Genomic DNA, 21,434 nt, shown 5'->3' on the forward strand with positions numbered 1-21,434 from the left:
GTGATTTTGCACCGCATCCGGGTCTGGTGTATGAGGCCCGCCTGACCCATCTGGGTCCCCATCCCTTTATGCATGCGCGCGGCCGACCGGCCGACCGCAGATTCGTCATGAGCGTCATCCTGGAAAAGACCTCCCCCACTGCCATAAAGACGGCCCTCGTCCTCTTCTCCGGCGGGCAAGACAGCGCGACCTGTCTGGCTTGGGCGCTGGAGCGGTTCGACCGGGTGGAGACGGTCGGCTTCGACTACGGCCAGCGCCATCTGGTCGAGATGGAGGCGCGCCAGGCGGTGCGTGCGGGCATGGGGGCGGCCCTGCCGCAATGGGCTGACCGGCTGGGCGACGACCATGTGGTGGACCTGACCGGATACGGCCGGATCGCCGAGAGCGCCCTGACCGCCGACCGCAAGATTGAGATGGACGCGCGCGGCCTGCCGACGACCTTCGTGCCGGGTCGCAACCTAATCTTCCTTGTGGCTGCGGCGGCTCTGGCGGATCGACGGGGGCTGGAGGTGCTGGTCGGCGGCATGTGCGAGACGGATTTTTCGGGCTACCCGGATTGCCGCCATGAGACCATGGAGGCCATGGCGCGGGCGCTGTCGCTGGGGCTGGACAAGCCGGTGGTGATCGACACGCCGCTGATGTGGCTGACCAAAGCCCAGACCTGGGAACTGGCCGATAGACTAGGCGGGGCCAAACTGGTCGAGCTGATCGTCGAGGATAGCCATACCTGTTACCGGGGCGACCGGACCCATCGGCACGCCTGGGGCTATGGCTGCGGCGAATGCCCGGCCTGCGAACTGCGCGCGGCGGGGTATGAAGACTGGGTCGCGTCCCAAGGCGCCAAGACGTGACCTATTCGGCCAAGGAAGTCTTTCTGACGGTGCAGGGCGAGGGCGGGCAGGCGGGACGGCCGGCGGTCTTCCTGCGCTTCGCCGGCTGCAATCTGTGGAGCGGGCGCGAGCAGGATCGCGCGATGGCCGTCTGCAGCTTCTGCGACACGGACTTCGTCGGCACAGACGGCGACGGGGGCGGCAAGTTCGCCACGGCGGACCTGTTGGCCGATCATGTTGCGGCGATGTGGCGAGGACGCGAGGGCGACCCGAAACTGGTCGTTTGCACCGGCGGCGAGCCCTTGCTTCAACTGGATCCGCCGCTGGTTGACGCTTTGCACGGGCGCGGCTTCGAGATCGCCATAGAGTCGAACGGCACCCTGGCGGCGCCCGATGGCATCGACTGGATATGCATCAGTCCCAAGGCCGATGCGGCGGTAGTTCAGACGCACGGAGCGGAACTGAAGCTGGTCTATCCGCAAGCCAAGGCCATGCCGGATCGGTTCGAACACCTTGATTTCGAGCGGTTTTGGCTCCAGCCCATGGACGGTCCCGACCAGGCGGAGAACACTGCCGCCGCCATCGAATACTGCCTGACCCATCCCCAGTGGCGCCTGAGCGTCCAGACCCACAAATACATCGGCGTCCGCTAATGCCCGTTTTCGAGATCACCAAACAGGCGACCTTCGACGCCGCCCATCATTTTCCGAACGAACCCGAGGGCAGCATCTATCGCCGCGTCCACGGCCATTCCTTCACGGTCGAGGCGACGATTCGCTCCGAGACCCTGGACGCCGAGCACGGCTGGGTCGCCGATCTGGGCGCACTGGATCGCGCGCTGAAGACGGCGGCCGAGACGCTGGATCACGGCATGCTGAACGAACACGAAGGGCTGGAACTGCCCAGCCTGGAGAACCTGTGCCTGTGGTTCGTCAAGACGCTGAAACCCGAGTGGCCCGGCCTTTGCCGGGTGCAGGTGGCGCGGCCGACGATCAACGAACGGTGCGTGTTGACCCTCTAATCAGCAGCGCTTGCCCTGGCGTTGCCGCTCTTCGCAGCGGCGTTGCTCACGTTCGTAATGGCGCTGTTCACGTTCGCGGCGCAGCTTGGTCTCCTCGTCCGAGGTGGTGACGGCGTCGAAGCCGGCGCCGACCACCGCGCCGGTGGCCTTGGCCGTCCCGCCGACGACGGCCGCAGTGCCTCCGACGACAGCGCCGACCAGGCAGCCCTGGAGCATCAGACAGCCCCCCAGAACGACGACGACTTGAGATACGGAAACGAGGCGATTTCGACGACGCATGAGGGACGACTCCAGAGATTTGGAATAGTCGCTGATAATCATGAATGAGGGCTGACTTCAGGCCGTGCGTTGCGGCAGCAGTTTGCGGCGCTGGCGCGAGAGAGCCAGCGGGGTTCCGTCGGCGCCCCAGGCGGCGGCCTCGTCCACGGTCCAGCCCAGGCCCAGGTCCAGCATCCGAAACTCGAAGAAGGCCCAGCCGTCGGGCGCCGTCTGCGGGGTCGGATCGGTCAGGATGTCGATACGCAGGTCCACGGTCGTCATCGCCGCCGGCGTCTTCGACAGGGTCCAGGCCGGCGGATAGAGGGCGTCCAGCAGGTAGCAGAGCCCGACCTCGTCCAACGCGCGACCGTCCGCCATCCGCATCCAGGTGCGCTCGACCGCGGGCCGGCCCTCGTTGCCGCCCAGGATGTTGGGGCCGCCGTCGAACCGATATTCGACATGCTGCGAGAAGTGCGGGGCCATGGGTCCGTGGATGGTCGCCCTGGGGTTCAGGCTGTCCAATGGTGGGGGCGGCAGGTGCAGGGGCGTGACCGGCGGCGTGGCGCCGTCCAGTCCGTATGTGCCGGTGGCGTGGTGGGTAAGGCGACCGTCCTGTTCCGCTTCGACCGCCGCATAGACGACGTTGCGGCCGCCGCGCAGCAGGCGCGGGCGGAAGGCGACCTGATCGCCGAACTTGGCCGCCGACAGGTATTGCACCGACAGGGTGCGCAAGGGCGCGGTCAGGGCCAGACCCCGCCGCATCGACTGGGCGCACAGGGCCGCCAGCAGGCCGCCGAAGGGAAAGCCCTTTTCCGGCGCCATGCCGGACGGGCCGTTGGAGAAATGGCCAGGCACCGGGGCGGACAGACCGCCGTCGTCGAGGGTGCGAAAGGCCAGGGCGGCGTCGAGGGAGATCGGCAGCGTCATTCCGCAATCCTGCGTCAGGCGAAGAGGCGGCGGAAGACCTGATGAAGATCTTCCGCCGAAGTCGAAGGAACAAGGCCACGAACCGCGAGGTTCGCACGTCCGTTGCCAAACAAGACTGACTTGGACCGTTCTGATTTGCAACCCTTGCCAAATGCCTGACGCGGGGTCACTTTCGCCGCATGGGACGCACCGCCGACTACAGCCGCCAAAGCTGCTCCATCGCCGCCACGCTTGAGGTGATCGGCGACCCCTGGACCCTGCTGGTCATCCGCGACGCCTTCAACGGCGTCAGCCGGTTCGAACAGTGGCAGGACAATCTGGGCGTGGCGCGCAACGTCCTGGCCGCCCGCCTGAAAAGCCTGGTCCAGCACGGGGTGCTGGAGCCGCAGCTCTATTCCCAACGCCCGCCGCGCAACGAATATGTCCTGACCGCAAAGGGCAAGGATTTGTACGGGGTGCTGGTCACTCTGCACGGCTGGGGCGCCAAACACGTCTATGGCGACGCCGACAGCGGCATCGACATGATCCACAAGACCTGCGGCTCGACCCTGACGCCGCGCATCGCCTGCGGCTGCTGTAACGAGATCGTCAAACCCCGGGACATCCTGCTGACGCGGGCCGAGAACCGGCCGACGGTGGGGGATGTGATGCCGAAAGAAGCCGCCTAGGCGCTATCGATCATCGTAGACTCTCGCCGGTCCATTCTTCCGATATAGTCCAAAGCCGCTCGGCCAGATCAATGTCGGCCGCCCGGGCGGCGACACCCCTGCGCCCGGTTTCGCCGGTGTTGAGCGGAGCGATGTCGCAATCTTCGCAATAGACTCCACCCAGCTCCGCCAGCGAGGGGCTGGTTGCGCACCAAAGGCTGGTGGCTGCGCCTTGGTCGAGGCTCTTCATGCCGCGGTCAGGATCGATGATGGGCTGTCCTTCGGCGTCCAAAGCCTCGAATCCTGCGATCTCTTCTTCTGAGAGATGACGCGCCAGATCCGTCAGAATTTGACCTGGATGAAGAGAGAAGGCGCGGACACCATTCGCCGCGCCGCGCCGATCCAACGCCATGGCGAACAGGGCGTTTGCGGTCTTGGACTGACCATAAGCGGCCCATTTGTCGTAGGGGCGACGCAGGAAGTCGATGTCGTCGAAATCGATCCCAGCGATTTGATGGCCCCGCGAAGAGACGGCAACGACGCGCCCCCCTTCAGCCGTCAGCAAGGGCCAAAGGGCGCAGGTCAGGCGGAAATGGCCCAAGTGGTTGGTGGCGAATTGCCCCTCGTGTCCGTCAGGATCACGGAATAGCGATGTCGCCATAACGCCGGCGCTGTTCACCAGGATCGAGACAGAGCGCGCCTCGTCTCGCATCTGCGAGGCGAATGCCAGTATTGAGCCGGGCGCGGTCAGGTCCATGTCCGCCACCATGGCGCCCGTGACGCCGTCCAAGGCGGCCTCGGCCCGAGCCCGATCGCGAGCGGGTACGACAACGCGGGCGCCGGCGGCAGCCAGGCTGCGAACGGTGACCAGGCCAATGCCGGAATAGCCGCCGGTGACGACTGCGGTCCGGCCGCCCAGATTTACCCCTGACATTACGTCATCGGCGGTGCTTGCGGCGCTGAAACCTGATCCGATGGGTTGCTGTCGCGTGATCATAGAAGATGTCCTGTTTGGCTGTAGCCAAAGGATCGACTATGGGGATCGAATGAAACAGACTTCCAAATACGTTTTTCTGTCGTGATAATCCAGAAATCGCCGATTGATCCCTTGTCCAGCGTCTTGGGCGCTATCGGCTTCAGCGTCGCCTGTTCGGTGCGATTGACGGCTGGCGGCGATTGGGCGCTGCGCTTTCAACCTATCGCGCTGAAGTTCAATGCTGTGCGCCACGGCGGCTGCTGGCTGACATTGGAAGGCGAGACGCCGATCAGGCTGGAGAGCGGCGACTGTTTCATCGTCTCCGGGCGGCCGTTCGTGCTGGCCAGCGCGCCTGATTTGCCTGCGGTCGATGCGGCGAAGGTGTTTGGCGAGAATGGTCTGTCAGCGGTCTACGGCCAAGGCGAGGACGTGGCCTTTCTGGGCGGGAGCGTGGAATTCACTGACACGGGCGCGGGGGATCTTCTGAATCTTTTGCCGCCCGCGTTGGTGATCCGAAGAGGTGCCGATGGGGCGGGTGTTATGGGCTGGCTGCTGGAGCAGCTGGATTTGGAATGGCGCGAAGGTCAGGCCGGCGGGCAGGCGGCTTGCGAGGACCTGCTGCGATTGATGTTCATCAACGCACTGCGCAGCCATTTGACTCAGGCGGACGAGGGGGCGCTGGGATGGTTGGCGGGTTTGAATGACCGGCCGACTGCGGCGGCCTTGCGAGCCATACATGCAGAGCCAGCGCGCACTTGGCGGCTTTCGGAACTGGCGCAGGAAGCAGGCCTGTCGCGAACAGGCTTCGCTGAGCGGTTTAAGACCAAGGTTGGTCGGACGCCCATTGAATACGCCACACGCTGGCGTATGCGCGTCGCAGCACGCCGTTTGAAAGACGGGCGTCGCAGCATCTCTAATGTCGCTCAGGAACTAGGCTTTTTGTCAGACAGCGCGTTCGGCGCGGCTTTTCGCCGTGTGTATGGCGTATCGCCTGGAAGCTATCGGGCCACTCACAAGGCATCCCAAGGGAACTGATGCTGCCGCTTTCTGGCAGCAAGTCTGCTAGGGTCATCGTGTGTCCCGGTCCGAACGCCTGCTTGATCTGCTGAACGTCCTGCGGCGGCATCGTCGGCCGGTGAGCGGGCAGGTGTTGGCGGATGAGATGGGCGTCAGCCTGCGCACCCTGTATCGCGACATCGCCAGCCTGCAGGCGCAGGGCGCGACGATCGAGGGGGAGGCGGGGGTCGGCTATGTGCTGAAGCCCGGCTTCATGCTGCCGCCGCTGATGTTCACGCCGGAAGAGATCGAGGCCCTGGTGCTGGGCTCGCGCTGGGTGGCGGACCGGGCCGATCCTCGCATGCGAGATGCGGCGCTGGCGGCGCTGGGGCGGATATCGGCGGTGCTGCCGCCCGATCTGCGCGACGAAATGGAGACCTCGGCGCTGCTGGTCGTGCCGGGCGCGCCGTTCCCGACAGACCAGGTCGATCCGGGGCTGTTGAGGAAGGCGATCCGCACCGAGCGGCGGCTGCGGCTGTGCTATCGCGACGAGGCGGGCGCGGCGTCCGAACGGGTGGTCTGGCCCTTCGCCCTGGCCTTCTTCGACCGGGTGCGGCTGCTGATCGCCTGGTGCGAACTGCGCGGCGATTTCCGTAGTTTTCGAACGGATCGCATCGTCGAGGCCGAGGTGATGGAAGCCCGCTACCCAGCCCGACGTCAGGCCCTGATGAAGACATGGCGCGAGGCGCACGAAAGGTCGAGGTCGTCCGAAGGTTGCTGACGGAAACTGGCAGCAGGACCGGCTAGGCTCCGTCGTGTTGGAGCAAGGGACGGGCTGATGATCGAGATCAAAGACATTCTTCTCGCTGTCGCGGATCCAGAGACCAGCGCGCGCTTCTATGCGGGCCTGCTCGGTTGTCGGCCGGTGATGGCGGGACCGGATCGGGCGCTGTTCGTGCTGAGTTCGGGGCGGGCGTTGGGGTTGTTGCGGTGCGCGGGCGATCGGCGCGAGGTGTGCGAGATCGATTTCCCTCTGGAAGGCGCAGCCGCCGTTGATCAGGCCCACATCGACTGGTGGGACCGGGGCGCGCGCATCCTGACGCCGCCGGTGGATACGCAGCCGGGCCGCAGCTTCGTGGCCGGCGACCCGGACGGGCATCGGTTGAGGGTCTATGCCGTCGCGACTTGAGGGGACCAATGAGCGGGCCCCCTCGGCTAAGTCGGGCCTATTTTCGCACGTGTTTGTCCAGAACCGCCGCTATGCGACGACCGCCGTCGTGTCGCGGATGAAGCCGCCGCCGAGCACACGTTCGGTGTCCACGGGGTCGTAGAGGGCGCAGGCCTGGCCGGGGGCCACGCCTTCTTCGCCGTCATCGAACACGATGCGGACGTCGCCGTCGATCATCGCCAGTCGGGCAGGGGAGGGCTGACGGGTCGAGCGGACGCGGGCCAGGACCGGGATGTTGGCTTCGGCGGCCTCGACGATTGTCGCCTCATCGCCCAGCCAGTTGGTTTCTTCCAAGGTCAGGCTGGCGGTCAGCAGGGCTTCGCGCTGGCCGACGATGACACGGCGGGTTTCGGGTTCCAGCTTGACGACGAACAGCGGCTCGCCCACGGCGACGTTCAGCCCCCGGCGCTGGCCGATGGTGTAGTCGGTGATGCCGGCGTGGGTTCCGAGAACCCGACCGTCCATATGCACGATCTCGCCGGCCTCGCGCCCCTGCGGACGCAGCCTGTCGATCAGGGTGCGATAGTCGCCGGAGGGGACGAAACAGATGTCCTGGCTGTCCGGCTTGGCGGCGATCTTCAGCCCTAGTTCGGCGGCGACGCCGCGTACCTGGGGCTTTTCCAGATCGGCCAAGGGGAAGCGCAGATAGTCGAGCTGGTCCGGGGTCGTGGCGAACAGGAAATAGGACTGGTCTCGGGAATGGTCGATCGCCTTGCGCATCTGCGAGCGATTGCCGGCGACGGCGCGTCGGACATAGTGGCCGGTCGCCATGGCCTCGGCGCCCAGATCGCGGGCGACGTCCAGCAGGTCGCGGAACTTGACCGTCTGATTACAGCGGATGCAGGGGACCGGGGTCTGGCCCTTCAGATAGGAATCCGCGAACTGGTCGATGACGGCGTCCTTGAACCGGCTTTCATAGTCCAGGACATAGTGGGGGATGCCGATCATCTCGGCGGCCAGGCGTGCGTCGTGAATATCCTGGCCGGCGCAGCAGGCGCCCTTCTTCTTCAGCGCCGCGCCGTGGTCATAGAGTTGAAGCGTCACGCCGACGACGTCATAGCCGGCCTTGTGCAGCAGAGCCGCGACCACGGTGGAATCCACGCCGCCCGACATGGCCGCGACGACGCGCGCCCCGACGGGCAGACCCACCGCCGCCCGCGCGCTTTCGACCGCCGCATCCATGTCGGTGCGGACGATGTTCGGAATAGCGCAGATGTCTTCGACCAGGGTCATTGCGGCCATTTAGTGCGGAACCCGCGCGATTTCGAGGCCTGTAACGAAAAGGGCCGCACCCGTTTCCGGATGCGGCCCTCCTTCGTCTTCGGGGGGAACCCTTAGGAGCGGTAGCTCTGGATCCGCGTCGTGCGCAGACCCTGCATGCCCCACTTATCGATGGCCTTCTGCCATGCGAGGAATTCTTCGGCCGTCAGGCGATACTTCGCCAGGGCGTCGTCAAGGCTGAGCAGGCCGCCGCGAACGGCGGCGACGACCTCGGCCTTGCGGCGGATCACCCACCGGTCCGTATTGGACGGCGGCAGATCGTTCAGGGTCAGGGGCGTGCCAGTCGGTCCGACCACGTATTGTTCGCCTTTGCTATTCAGGCGTCGCTCTTGCAACATGGGCTTATGCCTCTTTCACCAACACCGTAGTGTCATGAAAATAGGCGGTCCCGACTAAGGTCCGTTTAAGCGTCGTGGTGAAGGAACGGATAAAATCCGTCCCTCCCCGAACGACTCTGTAAACCTTGATTGCGCGACGATTCATCGAGACTAACGCTTACTTACTCGCCGATCAGCGTTTGATGTTGATCAGCTCGGCCAGCATTTCATCGGCCGTGGTGATGATCTTGGACGAGGCGGAATAGGCCCGCTGGGTTGTGATCAGGCCCGTGAACTCAGCGGACAGATCGACCGTCGAGGACTCTAGCTGCTTGGCCGCGATCTCGCCCGCGCCGCCCGTGCCGGCGGCTTTAAGGTTGAAGGTGCCGGACTGCAGGCTGACGGCGTAGGCGTTGCCGGAGACTTCACGAAGGCTGTCGGGGCTGGGGAAGGTGGCGACCGCGACCTGGGCGATGCGACGCATCACGCCATTGTCGAAGATGGCGGTGACGTAGCCGCCTTCGTCGATCTTGATCTCGCTCAAATTGCCGAAGGCCGTTCCGTTGGTGACCGTCGATTGAACCACCGAGGCCGTGTTCAGTTGGCTGAGGCCGCCTGCGGAGGTATTAAGCTCCAGTGTCACGGCTTGGGCGGCGATGCCCAGGCCGCCGGCCCAGGCGACCTGGCCCGGCGCCATGGTCAGGTTGTTCGGATCGGACATGCCGAAGTCCATCGTGGCCATGGTGGGGTCGGCAAACAGGCCCATGCCCTCCGGCCAGGTCTTCATCGTCTCGACATCCAGACGACCCGACGGGGTGAATGCGATCTTGCCCGTCTTGATCTGGCCGTTGGAATAGGGCGCGCCGGTCACGACATCGTCGGCCGGCACAGAAACGATTTCAGAATACCAGATGTTAGGCTCGTCGCTCTTCAGGAAGCGAATTTCCAGATTGCGCTGGCCGCCTTTGGAGTCCGAGACCGGAATGTTCATCTTGAAGTCGGGTTTGACGCCGACGGGGTTGTCGTCGTCGGCGTTGTACATGGCCATCGAGTTGACCGACGGATCATATTTCGTCCCGGCGACATTGGCGTTGCCCAGGCCGATGTCGGCCAGGTTCACCGTGTAGGCTGCGCCGCTCGCGGGCGTGAACTGCAACTGGGTCGGCGGCGTGCCGACAGGGGTGGCCGAGCCCGCGTTCGCGCCCGTGATCGTAAGGCCGGTCAGGGCCCCGGTCGTCGGGTCGAAGGTCGCCGCGCCATCGATCCTTTGCGAGCCGGATTTGATGACGACGTCATGGCTGTCGGCGCCGGTGCGGGTATAGCGGACCGAAACGTCGTGCGTGACCGGCGGCGTCGCCGTGTCGGTGACCCCCGTATAGGATTGGGCGCTGGCGGCGGCGGACGATGCCTGGTCCGAACGCAGGTTGGCATTGATCTGGATGCGAGTCGTCGGTTCGGCGGTGCCGCCAACGGATCCGATGTTGATCGAGCGCAGGCGCGACAGGTCCGACGGATCGGTCGCAATCTCGCCGTTGGAGTCCACCGGCCAACCTTGCAGATAAAGGCCTGCGCTATTTTTCAGATAGCCCTGCTTGTCGACAGTGAAGGCGCCGGCGCGGGTGAACAGGCGAGTGTCCGTGGCGCCGACGTCCTCGGCCTGTGTCGTGGTGACGAAAAAGCCCTGGCCGCTGACGGCGAGGTCGGTGCTGGAGGTCGTGCGCTGAAGCTGACCTTCCTGACTGACGAACGATCGCGTGTTGGTGGTCACGCCGCCGGCGGAATAGCTGCCGCCGGTCGAGGACTGGCTGTTGACCAGGGTCTGGAACTCGCTGGCCGTACGTTTGTAACCGACGGTGTTGACGTTGGCGATGTTCTGGGAAATCGCCGCCAGGGCGGCGGAGTTGGCGGCGAGACCGGAAACGCCGGCCAGCATTGCACTGTTGAGGCTCATCGTAGAACGCTCCTTAAATGAAGATCATCGGGAAGGCGGCGGATCGCATCATGCGGCCGCCTCCTCGGTGGGGACGTTCGGATTCTCCGTATCGTCGGTGTCGTTGTCGGCCTGCGCCTTGATCTCGTTCAGCGAGATCACGGTCGAGAGCGGAAGGATGGAGTCGCCGATCACCAGGTACGGCGCGCCGTCGTACATTTCGACGCCGGTCACCCGACCCTGGATCAGAGCCTGGGCGTCGACCTTGGCGCCTGTCGCGTTGGTCGCCGCGACCTTGAGCGTGTAGACGCCGCCGTCCTCTGCCGTTCCGCCGTTGTTGAGTTTTCCGTCCCAGTTGAAGGTATGCAGGCCGGAGTTCTTGTCCGGCGCGGCGCCCTCCCAAACCACGGCGCCCTTGCTGTCGACGACCTGCAGCGTCGCCTTGTCGGCGTCGGCGCCCAGTTCGTAGGCCCAGGTCGCCTTGCCGTCGTTGAACTCTGTGGCCGTCCATGCCGCCGTGACGCTCTTGCCGATATAGTTGGAGGCGTTGTCGAGGCCGCCTCCCGCCTGAGCGGCGAGCAGGCTGGTCAGCAGGTCGTTGGTCAGCAGTTGCTGCTCGACGCCTGCCATCTGGGTCAGCTGTCCGGTGAACTCGTTGGAATCCAGCGGCGACAGTGGATCCTGATTTTTCATCTGTGTGGTCAGCAGCGTCAGGAAGGTCTCGAAGTTCGAGGCCAGCATGGTGGTGCTGCTGTTCAGACGACCAGAGGCGTCGGCGGTGGAGATGGCGTCGACCATGGGGTCAGACCTTCACATCGACGCGGTCAGGCGTCTGGGAATGGTTGATCCAGGCGCCGGGCGCCGGGACGATGGGGGTGTCGGCCTGGGCCGCCAGGCGAGAGCCGCCGGCGAACAAGGCGTTGCGTTGCTGCTGACGGTCGAAGGCGCCGCCATTGCCGGCCGACGGATCGCGTTGCGAGAAGTCGAGCGCATCGCCTGCGACCTGGAAGCCGGCGTCCTGAAGCTGGCGACGCAGTTCGTCCGCGCGGCCTTTTAGATCGGCCGCCGCGGCGGGGTTGTCGAAGGCCAGGCGAGCGGACAACTGGCCGTCCTTGCCGATCTCCAGGCTGACATCCACGCGGCCCAGGTCTTCCGGCGTCAGCACCATGTCGAACCGTGTCGAACGGTTGTCCAGCCTGCGGGCGATCTGGGCGGCGAGTTGCGCGGTCGTCTCGACGGTCGCGCGCGACAAGGTCGAGAGGCCCTGGTCGCGATCAGGCGCGACGGCCTGCTGGACGCCTTGAGGGTCAGCAGGAGCCGCCGTGCCCCCCGTCTGTGCGGCGTCTGCTACGACGGGGAAAGGCATCGGCTCGGCAGTTGCGTCGGTTGTCGCCGTCGGTTTGGCGGAAAGGGGCGAGGCGGCGCCGGCGTCCGCCAGAGACGGCGTTTGTACGCCTGTCGCTTTTGCGTCGGCTGTGTCGGTCGAGACGGTCGATGTCGCGGCGTTGGCGGTCTGATGGGCGACTTCGTGACGCAAGGGCTTGAGAGGCGGCGCGGGCATTGTCTGCGGCGGCAGATCGTGAGCGGGGCCCGCCGCAGCGTCTGTGGACAGGTCGGGCATGCCAATCGCTGCGGCGATGTCGGCCGATACGATCTGAGCGGGCTTCGGCGACGCCGCAGCGACGGAAATTTGGACCAGAGCCGTCGAGATTTGGGCGGCGGTCATGGCTTGGGCGATGGGCGAGGGCGCGGACGGTGTGGCGTCGCCTGACGACATCGCCTGAAAGGCGGCCTTCTCGGCCCCTGATGCGGAAATATCGACGCCCGAAGGTTCGGCGGAATGCGTCGCGGTTTGTATCACGAATCGGACCGTAGGCGTTGGCTCTCCCGACTGCTTCTGGGCGGCCGATCCGGACGCCGAACGAGCGGCTTCGCTTTGCGGCCCATCGGTTGTCGTTTTTCCCGACGCTTCCGCGGCAAAGCTTGAAGAGGGGGGAGCGTTTTCCACCGCCATAACGTCGGTCGCCTCGTCTGCAGTCGCTTCAGGCGCCGCGGGCGGCACAATGGCGAAGGTCGCGCTTGTGTTAGCCGGCGCGGCGACGAGTTCGCGTGCGGCGACCTCTGTGGCCAAGGCCGTCAGCGGCGTCGGCTGCGCTGAGAGGAAAGATGACGCAAAAGCCGCGACCGCAATGTCGTCGTGGTCCAGCACTTCTTCGACCGCAATCGTGGTCTCGTCGGACGCTGAAGATGCGATTCCAGACTTTGAAGCGCCCTGAGTGCTCTGTGTTTGGCTTTCGAGCGGCGGTTCAAATGCGACGTTGTGACTTTCGTCATCGATGGCTTGCGTCACGGCGACGCTAGGCGTGCGGGAGATCGTAAAGCGGCCGAACGCGCCTCGTTCGACCGACGTATTGCCGAGGCCGGCGTCCAGAATACCGGCGACTTTGCTGGAGAACAGGCCGGCGTCGCCCATGTCTGCGGCGCCGGAGGCGGCAACCGGCGTTCCGGTCGAAACCGGAGCGTCAGGCGCAAACAGTGCGGAAACGATCGACATTGAATTGCGGCGGCTTTCGTGAAGGACGAAGACGGCGCCTGCTGCGCCCAAGGGTTCGCCGAAGTCAACGCAAGGGGCGGGCCAAGACCTTAGTTGAGCAGAAACAATAGCTAATGCAGGTCGATCGATGTGCGATCGTCAGGGTGGAGGTCGTTTATTGCCGCGCTATCGCCATTTTTTGCCCGGCTGTCGGCGAACGGCCTTCATTGCGGCGTTGAGCCTCAAAACCGCATCCGCGATGTTGGCCCGACCTTTGCGCGTCTTGCCGATCATGACGGCTGTCCGATCTGCGATCTTGTTGAAAAACAAAGCTCTGTGCGAGCGGGGACGGCGCGTGGCTGGGCAAGAACTGCGCGCGACGATGCAGCGGTTGCCGGGTAGGGCGGGGGAGACGCGTCAATGTCGCTGAACTCGATCATGAACATCGCGACGTCGGGGCTGAAGACGGCCCAGACCCAGTTGCGCGTGACCGCCGACAATATCGCCAACGTCGATACGCCCGGCTACATCCGCAAGGTCGCCGACCAGTCGGCCGCCGTCACCAACGGCTATGGCTCCGGCGTCGATGTCACGCGGGTGCGTCTGGCGACCGACCGCTTCCTGCAGGCGGCGAGTTTGAGCGCGGGGTCGGACGCTGCGCGTCAGACCGTGCGTTACGAGCTTTACGACCAGATCCAGAACCAGTTCGGCGATCCCAGCAGCGACAGCAACTTCTTCGCCCAGGTGGACAAGCTGTTCGCCAGCTACGCCACCCTGGCCGAAAGCCCGACCTCGTCCGCCGGGCGTCAGGACACGATCTACAAGACCCAGGCGATCTTCAATCAGGCCTCGGGCATCGCCGCGCAGATCCAGTCGGCACGCCAGGAGGCGGACGGCCGACTGTTGAGCGCAGTCGAGGCGGTCAATCCGCTGCTTGAGCAGATCGCCAAGCTGAACAAGACGATCGCCTCGGGCACGGTGACCAATGAGGATGTGACCGGCGCCCAAAACGCCCAGCTTGGACTGATCAACGAACTGTCCAAATATATGGATGTGAAGGTCGAGGCCCGCTCCAATGGCGGCGTGACCCTGCGCACCAATGCCGGCACGACCCTGGTGGGCGAAGGCGCGGCGACGCTGTCGTATCAGTCCGCCGGCACGGTAGACGCCACGACGGCCTTCTCCGACATCATGATCACCGAGCCCAGCGGCACGCGCTGGCCGCTGCTGGACGGCGTTTCGTCGGGTCAGATCAGGGGCCTGGTCGAAATCCGCGATGTCGATGCCCCAGCCGCCGCCACGCGCCTGGGCGAACTGACGGCCAAGCTGGCCGATGAACTGAACCGCGCACACAACGCCAACAGCAGCGTGCCGGCGCCGACGACCCTCACAGGGCGCAATACCGGACAGTCGCTTGAGAATGCTCTGACCGGCTTCACCGGCACGACCACGATCACGGCGGTCGATGCGGCCGGCGTGGTGCAGGCATCGGCTCGCATCGTTTTCTCCGGCGGCACGATGACGATCAATGGCGCAGCCGCCGACCCGACCACCTTCCTCAGCGTCCTGAACGCCCAGATGGGTGGGGCGGCGACGGCCAGCTTCTCGGACGGCAAGCTGCAACTGGACGGTGCTGGCGGCAACGGCGTCGCCATCGCCGACGATGCGACATCGCCCAGCGCCAAGGGCGGTCGCGGGTTCTCGCACTGGTTCGGTCTGAACGACCTGGTTTCGACCACCACGCCCAGCTTCTATGAGACTGGCCTGACCCTGGCGTCGGAACACGGCTTCGATCCGGGCGAAAGCCTGACCCTGCGCGTCTCTGGACAGTCCGGGTCGCGTCAGCGCGACATCACTGTCTCGGTCCCGGCGGGTACAGGGACGATGGGCGAGATGCTGGGCGCGTTGAACGACCCGATCACGGGCGTCGGACGCTATGGCTCCTTCAGCCTGGATGCGGCCGGCAAGCTGGCGTTCAAGGCCTACGATCCGGCCGCCACGACCCTGAGCGTGGTCAATGACAGCACGATCCAGGACCCGTCCGGCGTTTCGATGTCGCAATTGTTTGGCCTTGGGGAAACCGGGGCGACGCGGGCCGGCGCCTATACGGTTCGCAGCGACATTCAGCGGGACCCCGGCAAGCTTGCGCTGGCGCAACTGAACCTGTCGGCGGCGGCGGGCGCGCCGGCGCTGAGCAAGAGCGACGGACGCGGCGGCCTGGTGCTGGGCGACGTCGGCAAGAAAAATGTCGCCTTCGGCGCAGCCGGTGGAAACTCGGGTGGGACCAAGACCCTGTCTTCCTATGCCGCAGACTTCGCCGGCGAGATCGGCGGCAAGGCCTCTGCCGCCAAGACCCGCAGCGAGACCGCGACCGCTTTGGCCAGGGAGGCGGACAGTCGCCGCACCTCGGCCGAGGGCGTGAACATGGACGAGGAACTGGTCAATATGACCACCTTCCAGCAAGCCTATAACGCCTCCGCCCGCCTGATCCAGGCGAGCAAGGATATGTACGACGTTCTGATCGGAATCCTGCAATGAACCGCGTTGCGACCAACGGGAACTACCAGTCGGCCCTTCTCAGTCTGATGAACGCGCAGAGCCGCGCCCAGCAGGCGCAGGAGCGGATCGACAGCGAAAAGATCGCCACCGACATGTCCGGCTATGGCCGGGGCGCCGAGCAGCTGACCAGCCTGACCTCGACCCAGGCGCGGCTGGATGGTTTCATCGCCACCGGAGAAGCGGTCGCCGCGAGGTTAAGCGCGCAGGACTTGGCGATGAGCCGCATCTACGAGGGCGGAACGGGTGCGCGCGAAGCCATCGCCACCAGTCTGGCCGCCGGTCGGATCGACAATCTGATGGTCGAACTGGGCTTGAATTATCAAAACGTGCAGGGCGGTTTGAACGCCGAGCATCAGGGGTCTTATCTGTTCGCGGGCGGGCAGGGGGATGTCGCGCCGGCCACTGCCGGAACCATGGCCGCCTTGGCCACGGCGCCGTCGACCGCCTCGACCTTCGCCAACGACACGCTGAAACAGAAGTCGCGCATCGACGAGAAGACGACCGTCGAGACGGGCTTCCTGGCCAGCGAGATAGGCGGGCCGTTGACCGAGGTGTTCCGCAACATCCAGGCCTTCCAGAACGGCACGCCGGTGACGGTGGGCGGCGTGACCTATACGCCGACCGGGCCGGGCACGCTGACGGGCCAGCCCAATGCCGACATCACCGCCTTCCTGAACGCGCAGATGGGCGAACTGGACAAGGCCAATGCGGGTCTGACCAATCAGACCGCCAAGAACGGCCTGATGCAGAACCACGTCGAGTCGGCGCTGGAGTCTCAGGAAGGGCAGAAGACGGCCCTGCAGAAGATGATGCAGGACAAGTCGGGCTATGATCCTGCGCGCGCGATCACCGACCTTCAGATGGCGCAGGTGGCGATCGAGGCCTCGGCCCAGATCATCAACTCGCTGAAGAACACGTCGCTGTTGAACCTGCTGCGTTAAGCCGCCGCTTTAAAAAAGAAAACGGCTACGCTGGACCGATTGGTGGTCGAGAACGTATCATGAACAATGGCTCGTCTCGATCTGCGTCGAAAACTGTCCGTTCTCGCTGATGCGGCGAAATACGACGCCTCGTGTTCGTCGTCGGGGACGTCGAAACGGAACTCTGTCGGCGGCAAGGGGATCGGCTCGACCGAGGGCATGGGCATCTGCCACGCCTATACGCCGGACGGGCGCTGCATCAGCCTGCTGAAGATCCTGCTGACGAACTTCTGCATCTACGACTGCGCCTACTGCATCAATCGGGTGTCGTCGAACGTGGAGCGGGCGCGGTTCGATGTGGATGAGGTCGTCGACCTGACCCTGAACTTCTACAAGCGCAACTATATCGAGGGTCTGTTCCTGTCGTCGGGCATCATTCGATCCGGCGACTATACGATGGAGCAGCTGGTCCTGGTCGCCAAGACCCTGCGCGAGGTTCACGACTTTCGCGGCTACATCCACCTAAAGCTGATCCCCGAGGCCGATCCAAGGCTGGTGGAGATGGCGGGCCTGTACGCCGACCGGCTGTCGGCCAATATCGAACTGCCCCGCGACGAAGCCTTGGCGCGACTGGCGCCGCAAAAGGATGTCGCCGTCATCAAGAAGGCGATGAGCCAGGTGCGGCTGGGCGTCGAGGCGGCCAAGCCCGGCAAACGCGACAAGATCAAGCCGCCGAAGTTCGCGCCGGGCGGCCAGAGCACGCAGCTGATCATCGGAGCCGACGGTGCGCCGGACACCGAAATCCTGGATCGCAGCGCGTCGCTTTATGGCGGCTATGGTTTGCGACGGGTCTATTATTCGGCGTTCAGCCCGATCCCTGATTCCAGCGCCGTCCTGCCGCTGTCCAAGCCGCCGCTGATGCGCGAGCATCGCCTCTATCAGGCCGACTGGCTGATGCGGTTTTACGGCTTTTCCGCGCCAGAAATCGGGGAGGGCGCGACGGGCGGCATGCTGGACCTGGCCGTCGACCCCAAGCTGGCCTGGGCGCTGAACAAGCGCGAGCAGTTTCCGGTCGATGTGAACCGGGCGCCGCGCGAGATGCTGCTGCGGGTGCCGGGGCTTGGCGTGAAGGCGGTGGACCGGATCGTGTCGGTTCGGCGCTATCGAACGTTGCGGCTTGAGGATGTCGGGCGGCTGACGCGGTCGGTGGCCAAGATCCGGCCGTTCATCACGGCGCTGGACTGGACGCCGGGCGGGCTGACGGATGCGGCGGACCTGAGGGCGCGCGTGACCAGCCGCACGCCCGAGCAGTTGAGCCTGTTCTGATGGCGACGGCGATGCTGGACGGCGAAACCGACTTCGACGGCTGGCGCAAGGCGGCGCGGGCGTTGCGGCTGGCGGGGGTGGAGCCGGCGGCGGCGCGGTTCGTGGTGCGCGGCGGGCTGTCTGCTGCTCAAGGCGGATTGTTCGATACACCCCATTCCGCTCATCCCCGCGAAAGCGGGGACCCAGTGCTGTCGTGGAGCACGATGGCTGGGATCGGCAGCGGGACATACGCCGAGAGTGGAACACCCAAAGATCTGGGTCCCCGCTTTCGCGGGGATGAGCGGTTAGAAAAAGAGTTCTCCGTCCCTGCCGCCTTCGTGGAGCTCGCCCGCGAGGTAATCCTGCACCGATCCGCCGACCGGTTCGACCTGATGTATCGGCTGCTGTGGCGTCTGCGGGATGAACCGGATCTGATCAAGGTGATTTCGGACCGCGACGTGGCGGACGCGCTGGAGCGGGTGAAAAACGTCAGTCGGGCGTCGCACAAGATGAAGGCCTTCGTGCGATTTCGTCAGGTTCACGATGATCGCGGTGAGGCCTGGGTGGCGTGGTTCGAGCCGCCGCACCGGGTGCTTGAAAAGACTGCGCCCTTCTTCCAGCGGCGGTTCACGACGATGCGGTGGTCGATCCTGACGCCGGACGGCTCGGCCTTCTGGGACGGAGAGACCTTGGGGTTCGGCCCGCCCGCGACACGCGACATGGCGCCGGCCGAGGACGAGATCGAGGACTTCTGGAAGACCTACTACGCCTCGACCTTCAATCCCGCGCGTCTGAAGGTGAAGACCATGCAGGGCGAGATGGCCAAATCCTATTGGAAGAACCTGCCCGAGGCCGCGCTGATCCCTGAACTGATCGCCGCATCATCAGCTCGCACCGAGACCATGGTCGCCGCGCCCGCGCCCGAACCCAATCCACGTTTCGCGCGCCTGACCGCCCCGGACCTTCATGCCGCGCGGCCGGACGCCGAGGCGGTGCCCAACAGCTTGGCCGATGTGACGGACGGCGTTCAGGCTTGCCGCCGTTGCCCCCTTTATCGTGATGCGACCCAGGGCGTGTGCGGGGAGGGGCCGGCGACGGCGCGGCTGATGATCGTTGGCGAACAGCCGGGCGATCAGGAGGATCTGGCGGGCCGCGCCTTCATCGGGCCGTCGGGGCAGGTGCTGAATGCGGCGCTGTCCGAGGCGGGCATCGACCGATCCGACGTCTATGTCACCAACGCCGTCAAACACTTCAAGCACGAGCCGCGCGGCAAACGCCGTCTGCACAAGACGCCGAACGCAGGCGAGGTCCAGGCCTGTCGCTGGTGGTTGGATGCGGAGCGGCGGCTGATCAAGCCCAAGGTCGTCTTGGCCCTGGGCGCGACGGCCGGTCTGGCGCTGTTGGGGCGCAAGCCCGCCGTGATGCAGGAACGCGGCGCGCCGATCCCGCTGGAGGATGGATCGAGCGCCGTCCTGACCGTACACCCCTCCTATCTGCTGCGCCTGCCCGATGCGGAGGCCAAGGCTCAGGCGCGTCGGCTGTTCCTCGACGATCTGGTCGCGGTTCGGCGTCGTATGGACTGATCCGAGAACGAATCCCGTTCGGCCGCGTTTGGCATCAGCGCCAGCGTGACAGTTGGGGAAAATCGAATGGGGGAGGCGGTCTCGACACGGTCGAACGACAAACATCCGCGCAAATGTCATCGCGCGTTGACATCGTCTGCCGGCTTGACCATTAGCGCGGTTGGGATTTCGGCTGCCTGGAGAGGCGGCCTGGGGAAGATCGTGATGTCCGACCGGTCGTTCGAGGCCCGATGAGCCAGCCGCAGTATGAAATCGTCGATGCGGACGGCGCTGCTAATCTGCGCCTGTCCGGCGACTGGACAACGACGGCGCTCGGCCGTCTGCCGACCGAGCTGAGCCGCGATCTCGAAGGCCGCGAGATCGCCAGTATCGACACCGCCGATCTGGGCCGGTTCGACACCGCCGGCGCGCTGGCGTTGGTGCAGGCGTCCAGTGGGCGTTTGTCGAAAAGCCAGTGGAAGGACCGGCCCGAGGCGGGTCGCATCTACCACATGATCGAATTGCTGGAGCGCGAGAGCGCCCCGGCCCCGAAACGCCCCAGCGCCTTCATCCGCACCTTCGCCAAGATCGGCCGGGGCGTCTATGATTTCGGCGGCGAGGCCATGCTGTCGCTGGCCTTCCTTGGTCGATTGATGGCGGCTGTGGTCGAGGCGGCCAAACACCCCGGCGGCATTCGCTGGCCCGCCTGGGTCAGCCAGGCCGAGCGGGCCGGGCTCGACGCCATCCCGATCGTCATGATCACCAACTTCTTCATCGGCGCCGTGATCGCCTTCATCGGCGTGGACCTGCTGACCGATTTCGGCGCCCAGGTGTTCGCTGTTCAGCTGATAGGCGTGGCCATGTTCCGCGAGTTTGCGGTGGTGATCGCCTCTGTCCTGCTGGCCGGGCGTTCGGCGTCTGCGTTCGCGGCCGAGATCGGCTCGATGCGGATGAACCAGGAGGTCGACGCCATGCAGGTCATGGGCGTCAATCCGTTCCAGGCGCTGGTGATCCCGCGTGTCGCGTCACTGGTGCTGATGCTGCCGCTGCTGACCTTCATGGGCATGATCGGCGGCCTGCTGGGTGGTCTGGTGGTGTGCTGGAGCTCGCTGAACCTTGGCCCGTCCTTCTTCTTCCAGCGTCTTGTCGAGGACGGCACCATGGCGCAGCACCTGATGGTAGGCCTGGTGAAGGCGCCGGTCTTCGCCCTCGTCATCGCCGCCATCGGTTGCCGTCAGGGCATGTCGGTCGCCGGCGATGTCGAAAGCCTGGGGCGCCGGGTGACCGCCGCCGTGGTGCAGGCCATCTTCGCCATCATCTTCCTGGACGCCGTGTTCGCCCTGATCTTCCTGGAGCTGAACATATGACCGATGCACCGGAAAACATGATCGAGGTGCGCGGCCTGCTGAGCCAGTTCGGCGATCGAACCATCCACGAGAATCTGGACCTCGACCTGGTGCGGGGCGAGGTCATGGGCGTGGTCGGCGGATCCGGCGCGGGCAAGACCGTGCTGCTGAACACCATCATCGGCCTGAAGGAGCCCGAGGGCGGCACGGTCAATGTCCTGGGCTACGACCGCGCGACCCTGACCGACGATCAGTCGGCGGACATCGAGCGCCGCACCGGCATCCTGTTCCAGCAGGGCGCGCTGTTCTCGTCGCTGAGCGTGCTGGAGAACGTCGCCTCGCCCCTGGTGGAGCACACCAAACTGCCCAAGGCGATTATCTATGAGTTGGCTGAGCTGAAGATCGCCATGGTGGGCCTCAAGCCCGAACACCATCATCTCAAGCCCGCCGAGCTGTCGGGCGGGATGAAGAAGCGGGCGGGGCTGGCGCGGGCGCTGGCGCTGGATCCGGAACTGGTCTTCCTGGACGAGCCGACGGCGGGTCTGGATCCCATCGGGGCGGCGGCGTTCGACGAGCTGATCCGGCAACTGGCGGACGACCTGGGTCTGTCCGTCTTCATGATCACCCACGACCTCGATACGCTGTACGCCATCTGTGACAAGGTGGCGGTGCTGGCGGACAAGCGAGTCGTGGAAAAGGCCACGGTGCAGGAGCTGGAACGCTCCGACCATCCGTGGATCAAGGAATACTTCCTGGGGCCGCGCGGTCGCGCAGCCACCAAGACGGCGGCCTGAGGAG

The 21,434-nt window shown here is 65.2% G+C and carries 21 protein-coding genes; 13 read left to right on the top strand and 8 right to left on the bottom strand.

The annotated features are described in order from the left end of the window. The first annotated feature begins 107 nt into the window (after positions 1-107). From queC to ACP7BH_RS00585, 3 genes are read left to right on the top strand one after another with little or no spacing between them, the layout of a single operon-like run. Positions 108-851 carry a 7-cyano-7-deazaguanine synthase QueC gene (gene queC, locus ACP7BH_RS00575; protein ID WP_425984570.1) on the top strand — a complete coding sequence of 248 codons (744 nt, stop codon included), beginning with the start codon at positions 108-110 and terminating at the stop codon, positions 849-851. Next, complete coding sequence (queE, locus tag ACP7BH_RS00580) at positions 848-1,483, top strand: 7-carboxy-7-deazaguanine synthase (RefSeq protein ID WP_425984568.1); 636 nt, start codon at positions 848-850, stop codon at positions 1,481-1,483. Before queC ends, queE begins: the two co-directional genes overlap by 4 nt. Next, positions 1,483-1,851 carry a 6-pyruvoyl trahydropterin synthase family protein gene (locus ACP7BH_RS00585; RefSeq protein WP_425984566.1) on the top strand — a complete coding sequence of 123 codons (369 nt, stop codon included), beginning with the start codon at positions 1,483-1,485 and terminating at the stop codon, positions 1,849-1,851. Before queE ends, ACP7BH_RS00585 begins: the two co-directional genes overlap by 1 nt. Here ACP7BH_RS00585 and ACP7BH_RS00590 read toward each other — a convergent pair whose 3' ends face one another. Continuing rightward, positions 1,852-2,130: a hypothetical protein gene (locus ACP7BH_RS00590; RefSeq protein ID WP_425984564.1), complete on the bottom strand. Its 279-nt coding sequence runs from the start codon at positions 2,128-2,130 to the stop codon at positions 1,852-1,854. Between the two features lie 57 nt (positions 2,131-2,187). Beyond that, complete coding sequence (locus ACP7BH_RS00595; RefSeq protein WP_425984562.1) at positions 2,188-3,036, bottom strand: thioesterase family protein; 849 nt, start codon at positions 3,034-3,036, stop codon at positions 2,188-2,190. A 179-nt stretch (positions 3,037-3,215) separates the two neighbouring features. Between ACP7BH_RS00595 and ACP7BH_RS00600 the strand changes: the two genes are divergently transcribed. After that, positions 3,216-3,704 (top strand): winged helix-turn-helix transcriptional regulator, encoded by a 489-nt coding sequence (locus ACP7BH_RS00600; RefSeq protein ID WP_425984560.1) that lies wholly within the window; start codon positions 3,216-3,218, stop codon positions 3,702-3,704. Positions 3,705-3,714: 10 nt separating this feature from the next. Here the strand turns inward: ACP7BH_RS00600 and ACP7BH_RS00605 are convergent, their stop codons facing one another. Further along, on the bottom strand, positions 3,715-4,680 hold the full coding sequence (locus ACP7BH_RS00605) for an oxidoreductase (RefSeq protein WP_425984558.1): 966 nt from the start codon (positions 4,678-4,680) through the stop codon (positions 3,715-3,717). 81 nt (positions 4,681-4,761) lie between these two features. On the opposite strand from ACP7BH_RS00605, the gene ACP7BH_RS00610 reads away from it, so the two are divergent. Genes ACP7BH_RS00610 through ACP7BH_RS00620 form a run of 3 tightly spaced genes read left to right on the top strand, consistent with a single transcriptional unit; the run spans position 4,762 to position 6,844 of the window. Then, positions 4,762-5,694 (top strand): AraC family transcriptional regulator, encoded by a 933-nt coding sequence (locus tag ACP7BH_RS00610; RefSeq protein ID WP_425984556.1) that lies wholly within the window; start codon positions 4,762-4,764, stop codon positions 5,692-5,694. Between the two features lie 40 nt (positions 5,695-5,734). After that, the gene (locus tag ACP7BH_RS00615; protein ID WP_425984554.1) at positions 5,735-6,436 is read left to right on the top strand and encodes a helix-turn-helix transcriptional regulator; all 702 of its coding nucleotides are present in this window, start codon (positions 5,735-5,737) and stop codon (positions 6,434-6,436) included. A 57-nt stretch (positions 6,437-6,493) separates the two neighbouring features. Then, positions 6,494-6,844 (top strand): VOC family protein, encoded by a 351-nt coding sequence (locus ACP7BH_RS00620; RefSeq protein WP_425984552.1) that lies wholly within the window; start codon positions 6,494-6,496, stop codon positions 6,842-6,844. 69 nt (positions 6,845-6,913) lie between these two features. Here ACP7BH_RS00620 and mnmA read toward each other — a convergent pair whose 3' ends face one another. The 5 genes from mnmA to ACP7BH_RS00645 all read right to left on the bottom strand — a co-directional run bounded on the left by mnmA (position 6,914) and on the right by ACP7BH_RS00645 (position 12,272). After that, positions 6,914-8,116 carry a tRNA 2-thiouridine(34) synthase MnmA gene (gene mnmA, locus ACP7BH_RS00625; protein WP_425984550.1) on the bottom strand — a complete coding sequence of 401 codons (1,203 nt, stop codon included), beginning with the start codon at positions 8,114-8,116 and terminating at the stop codon, positions 6,914-6,916. Between the two features lie 101 nt (positions 8,117-8,217). Beyond that, positions 8,218-8,502, bottom strand: a complete 285-nt coding sequence (locus ACP7BH_RS00630; RefSeq protein WP_026108337.1) for a DUF1153 domain-containing protein — start codon at positions 8,500-8,502, stop codon at positions 8,218-8,220. Between the two features lie 172 nt (positions 8,503-8,674). Then, positions 8,675-10,432 (bottom strand): flagellar hook protein FlgE, encoded by a 1,758-nt coding sequence (gene flgE, locus ACP7BH_RS00635; protein ID WP_425984548.1) that lies wholly within the window; start codon positions 10,430-10,432, stop codon positions 8,675-8,677. Positions 10,433-10,480: 48 nt separating this feature from the next. Next, a complete protein-coding gene (locus ACP7BH_RS00640) occupies positions 10,481-11,209 on the bottom strand; it encodes a flagellar hook assembly protein FlgD (RefSeq protein ID WP_425984546.1) in 729 nt (242 codons plus the stop codon). A gap of 4 nt (positions 11,210-11,213) precedes the next feature. After that, positions 11,214-12,272, bottom strand: a complete 1,059-nt coding sequence (locus ACP7BH_RS00645; RefSeq protein ID WP_425984544.1) for a flagellar hook-length control protein FliK — start codon at positions 12,270-12,272, stop codon at positions 11,214-11,216. A 1,092-nt stretch (positions 12,273-13,364) separates the two neighbouring features. Between ACP7BH_RS00645 and flgK the strand changes: the two genes are divergently transcribed. The 6 genes from flgK (at position 13,365) to ACP7BH_RS00675 (ending at position 21,430) form a co-directional block, all read left to right on the top strand. Continuing rightward, positions 13,365-15,482, top strand: a complete 2,118-nt coding sequence (gene flgK, locus ACP7BH_RS00650; protein ID WP_426043321.1) for a flagellar hook-associated protein FlgK — start codon at positions 13,365-13,367, stop codon at positions 15,480-15,482. Continuing rightward, a complete protein-coding gene (locus tag ACP7BH_RS00655) occupies positions 15,479-16,444 on the top strand; it encodes a flagellin (protein WP_425984540.1) in 966 nt (321 codons plus the stop codon). Before flgK ends, ACP7BH_RS00655 begins: the two co-directional genes overlap by 4 nt. A gap of 66 nt (positions 16,445-16,510) precedes the next feature. Continuing rightward, positions 16,511-17,749 carry a putative DNA modification/repair radical SAM protein gene (locus ACP7BH_RS00660; RefSeq protein ID WP_425984538.1) on the top strand — a complete coding sequence of 413 codons (1,239 nt, stop codon included), beginning with the start codon at positions 16,511-16,513 and terminating at the stop codon, positions 17,747-17,749. Next, positions 17,749-19,311 (top strand): UdgX family uracil-DNA binding protein, encoded by a 1,563-nt coding sequence (locus ACP7BH_RS00665; RefSeq protein ID WP_425984536.1) that lies wholly within the window; start codon positions 17,749-17,751, stop codon positions 19,309-19,311. The genes ACP7BH_RS00660 and ACP7BH_RS00665 overlap by 1 nt, the downstream gene beginning before the upstream one ends. Positions 19,312-19,541: 230 nt before the next feature. Next, on the top strand, positions 19,542-20,657 hold the full coding sequence (locus ACP7BH_RS00670; RefSeq protein WP_409715665.1) for an MlaE family ABC transporter permease: 1,116 nt from the start codon (positions 19,542-19,544) through the stop codon (positions 20,655-20,657). After that, entirely contained in the window at positions 20,654-21,430 is a 777-nt protein-coding gene (locus tag ACP7BH_RS00675) for an ABC transporter ATP-binding protein (RefSeq protein ID WP_425984534.1), read from the top strand. The genes ACP7BH_RS00670 and ACP7BH_RS00675 overlap by 4 nt, the downstream gene beginning before the upstream one ends. Positions 21,431-21,434 lie beyond the last annotated feature (4 nt).

Source organism: Brevundimonas sp. TWP2-1, from assembly GCF_049897645.1.
Lineage (GTDB): Bacteria > Pseudomonadota > Alphaproteobacteria > Caulobacterales > Caulobacteraceae > Brevundimonas.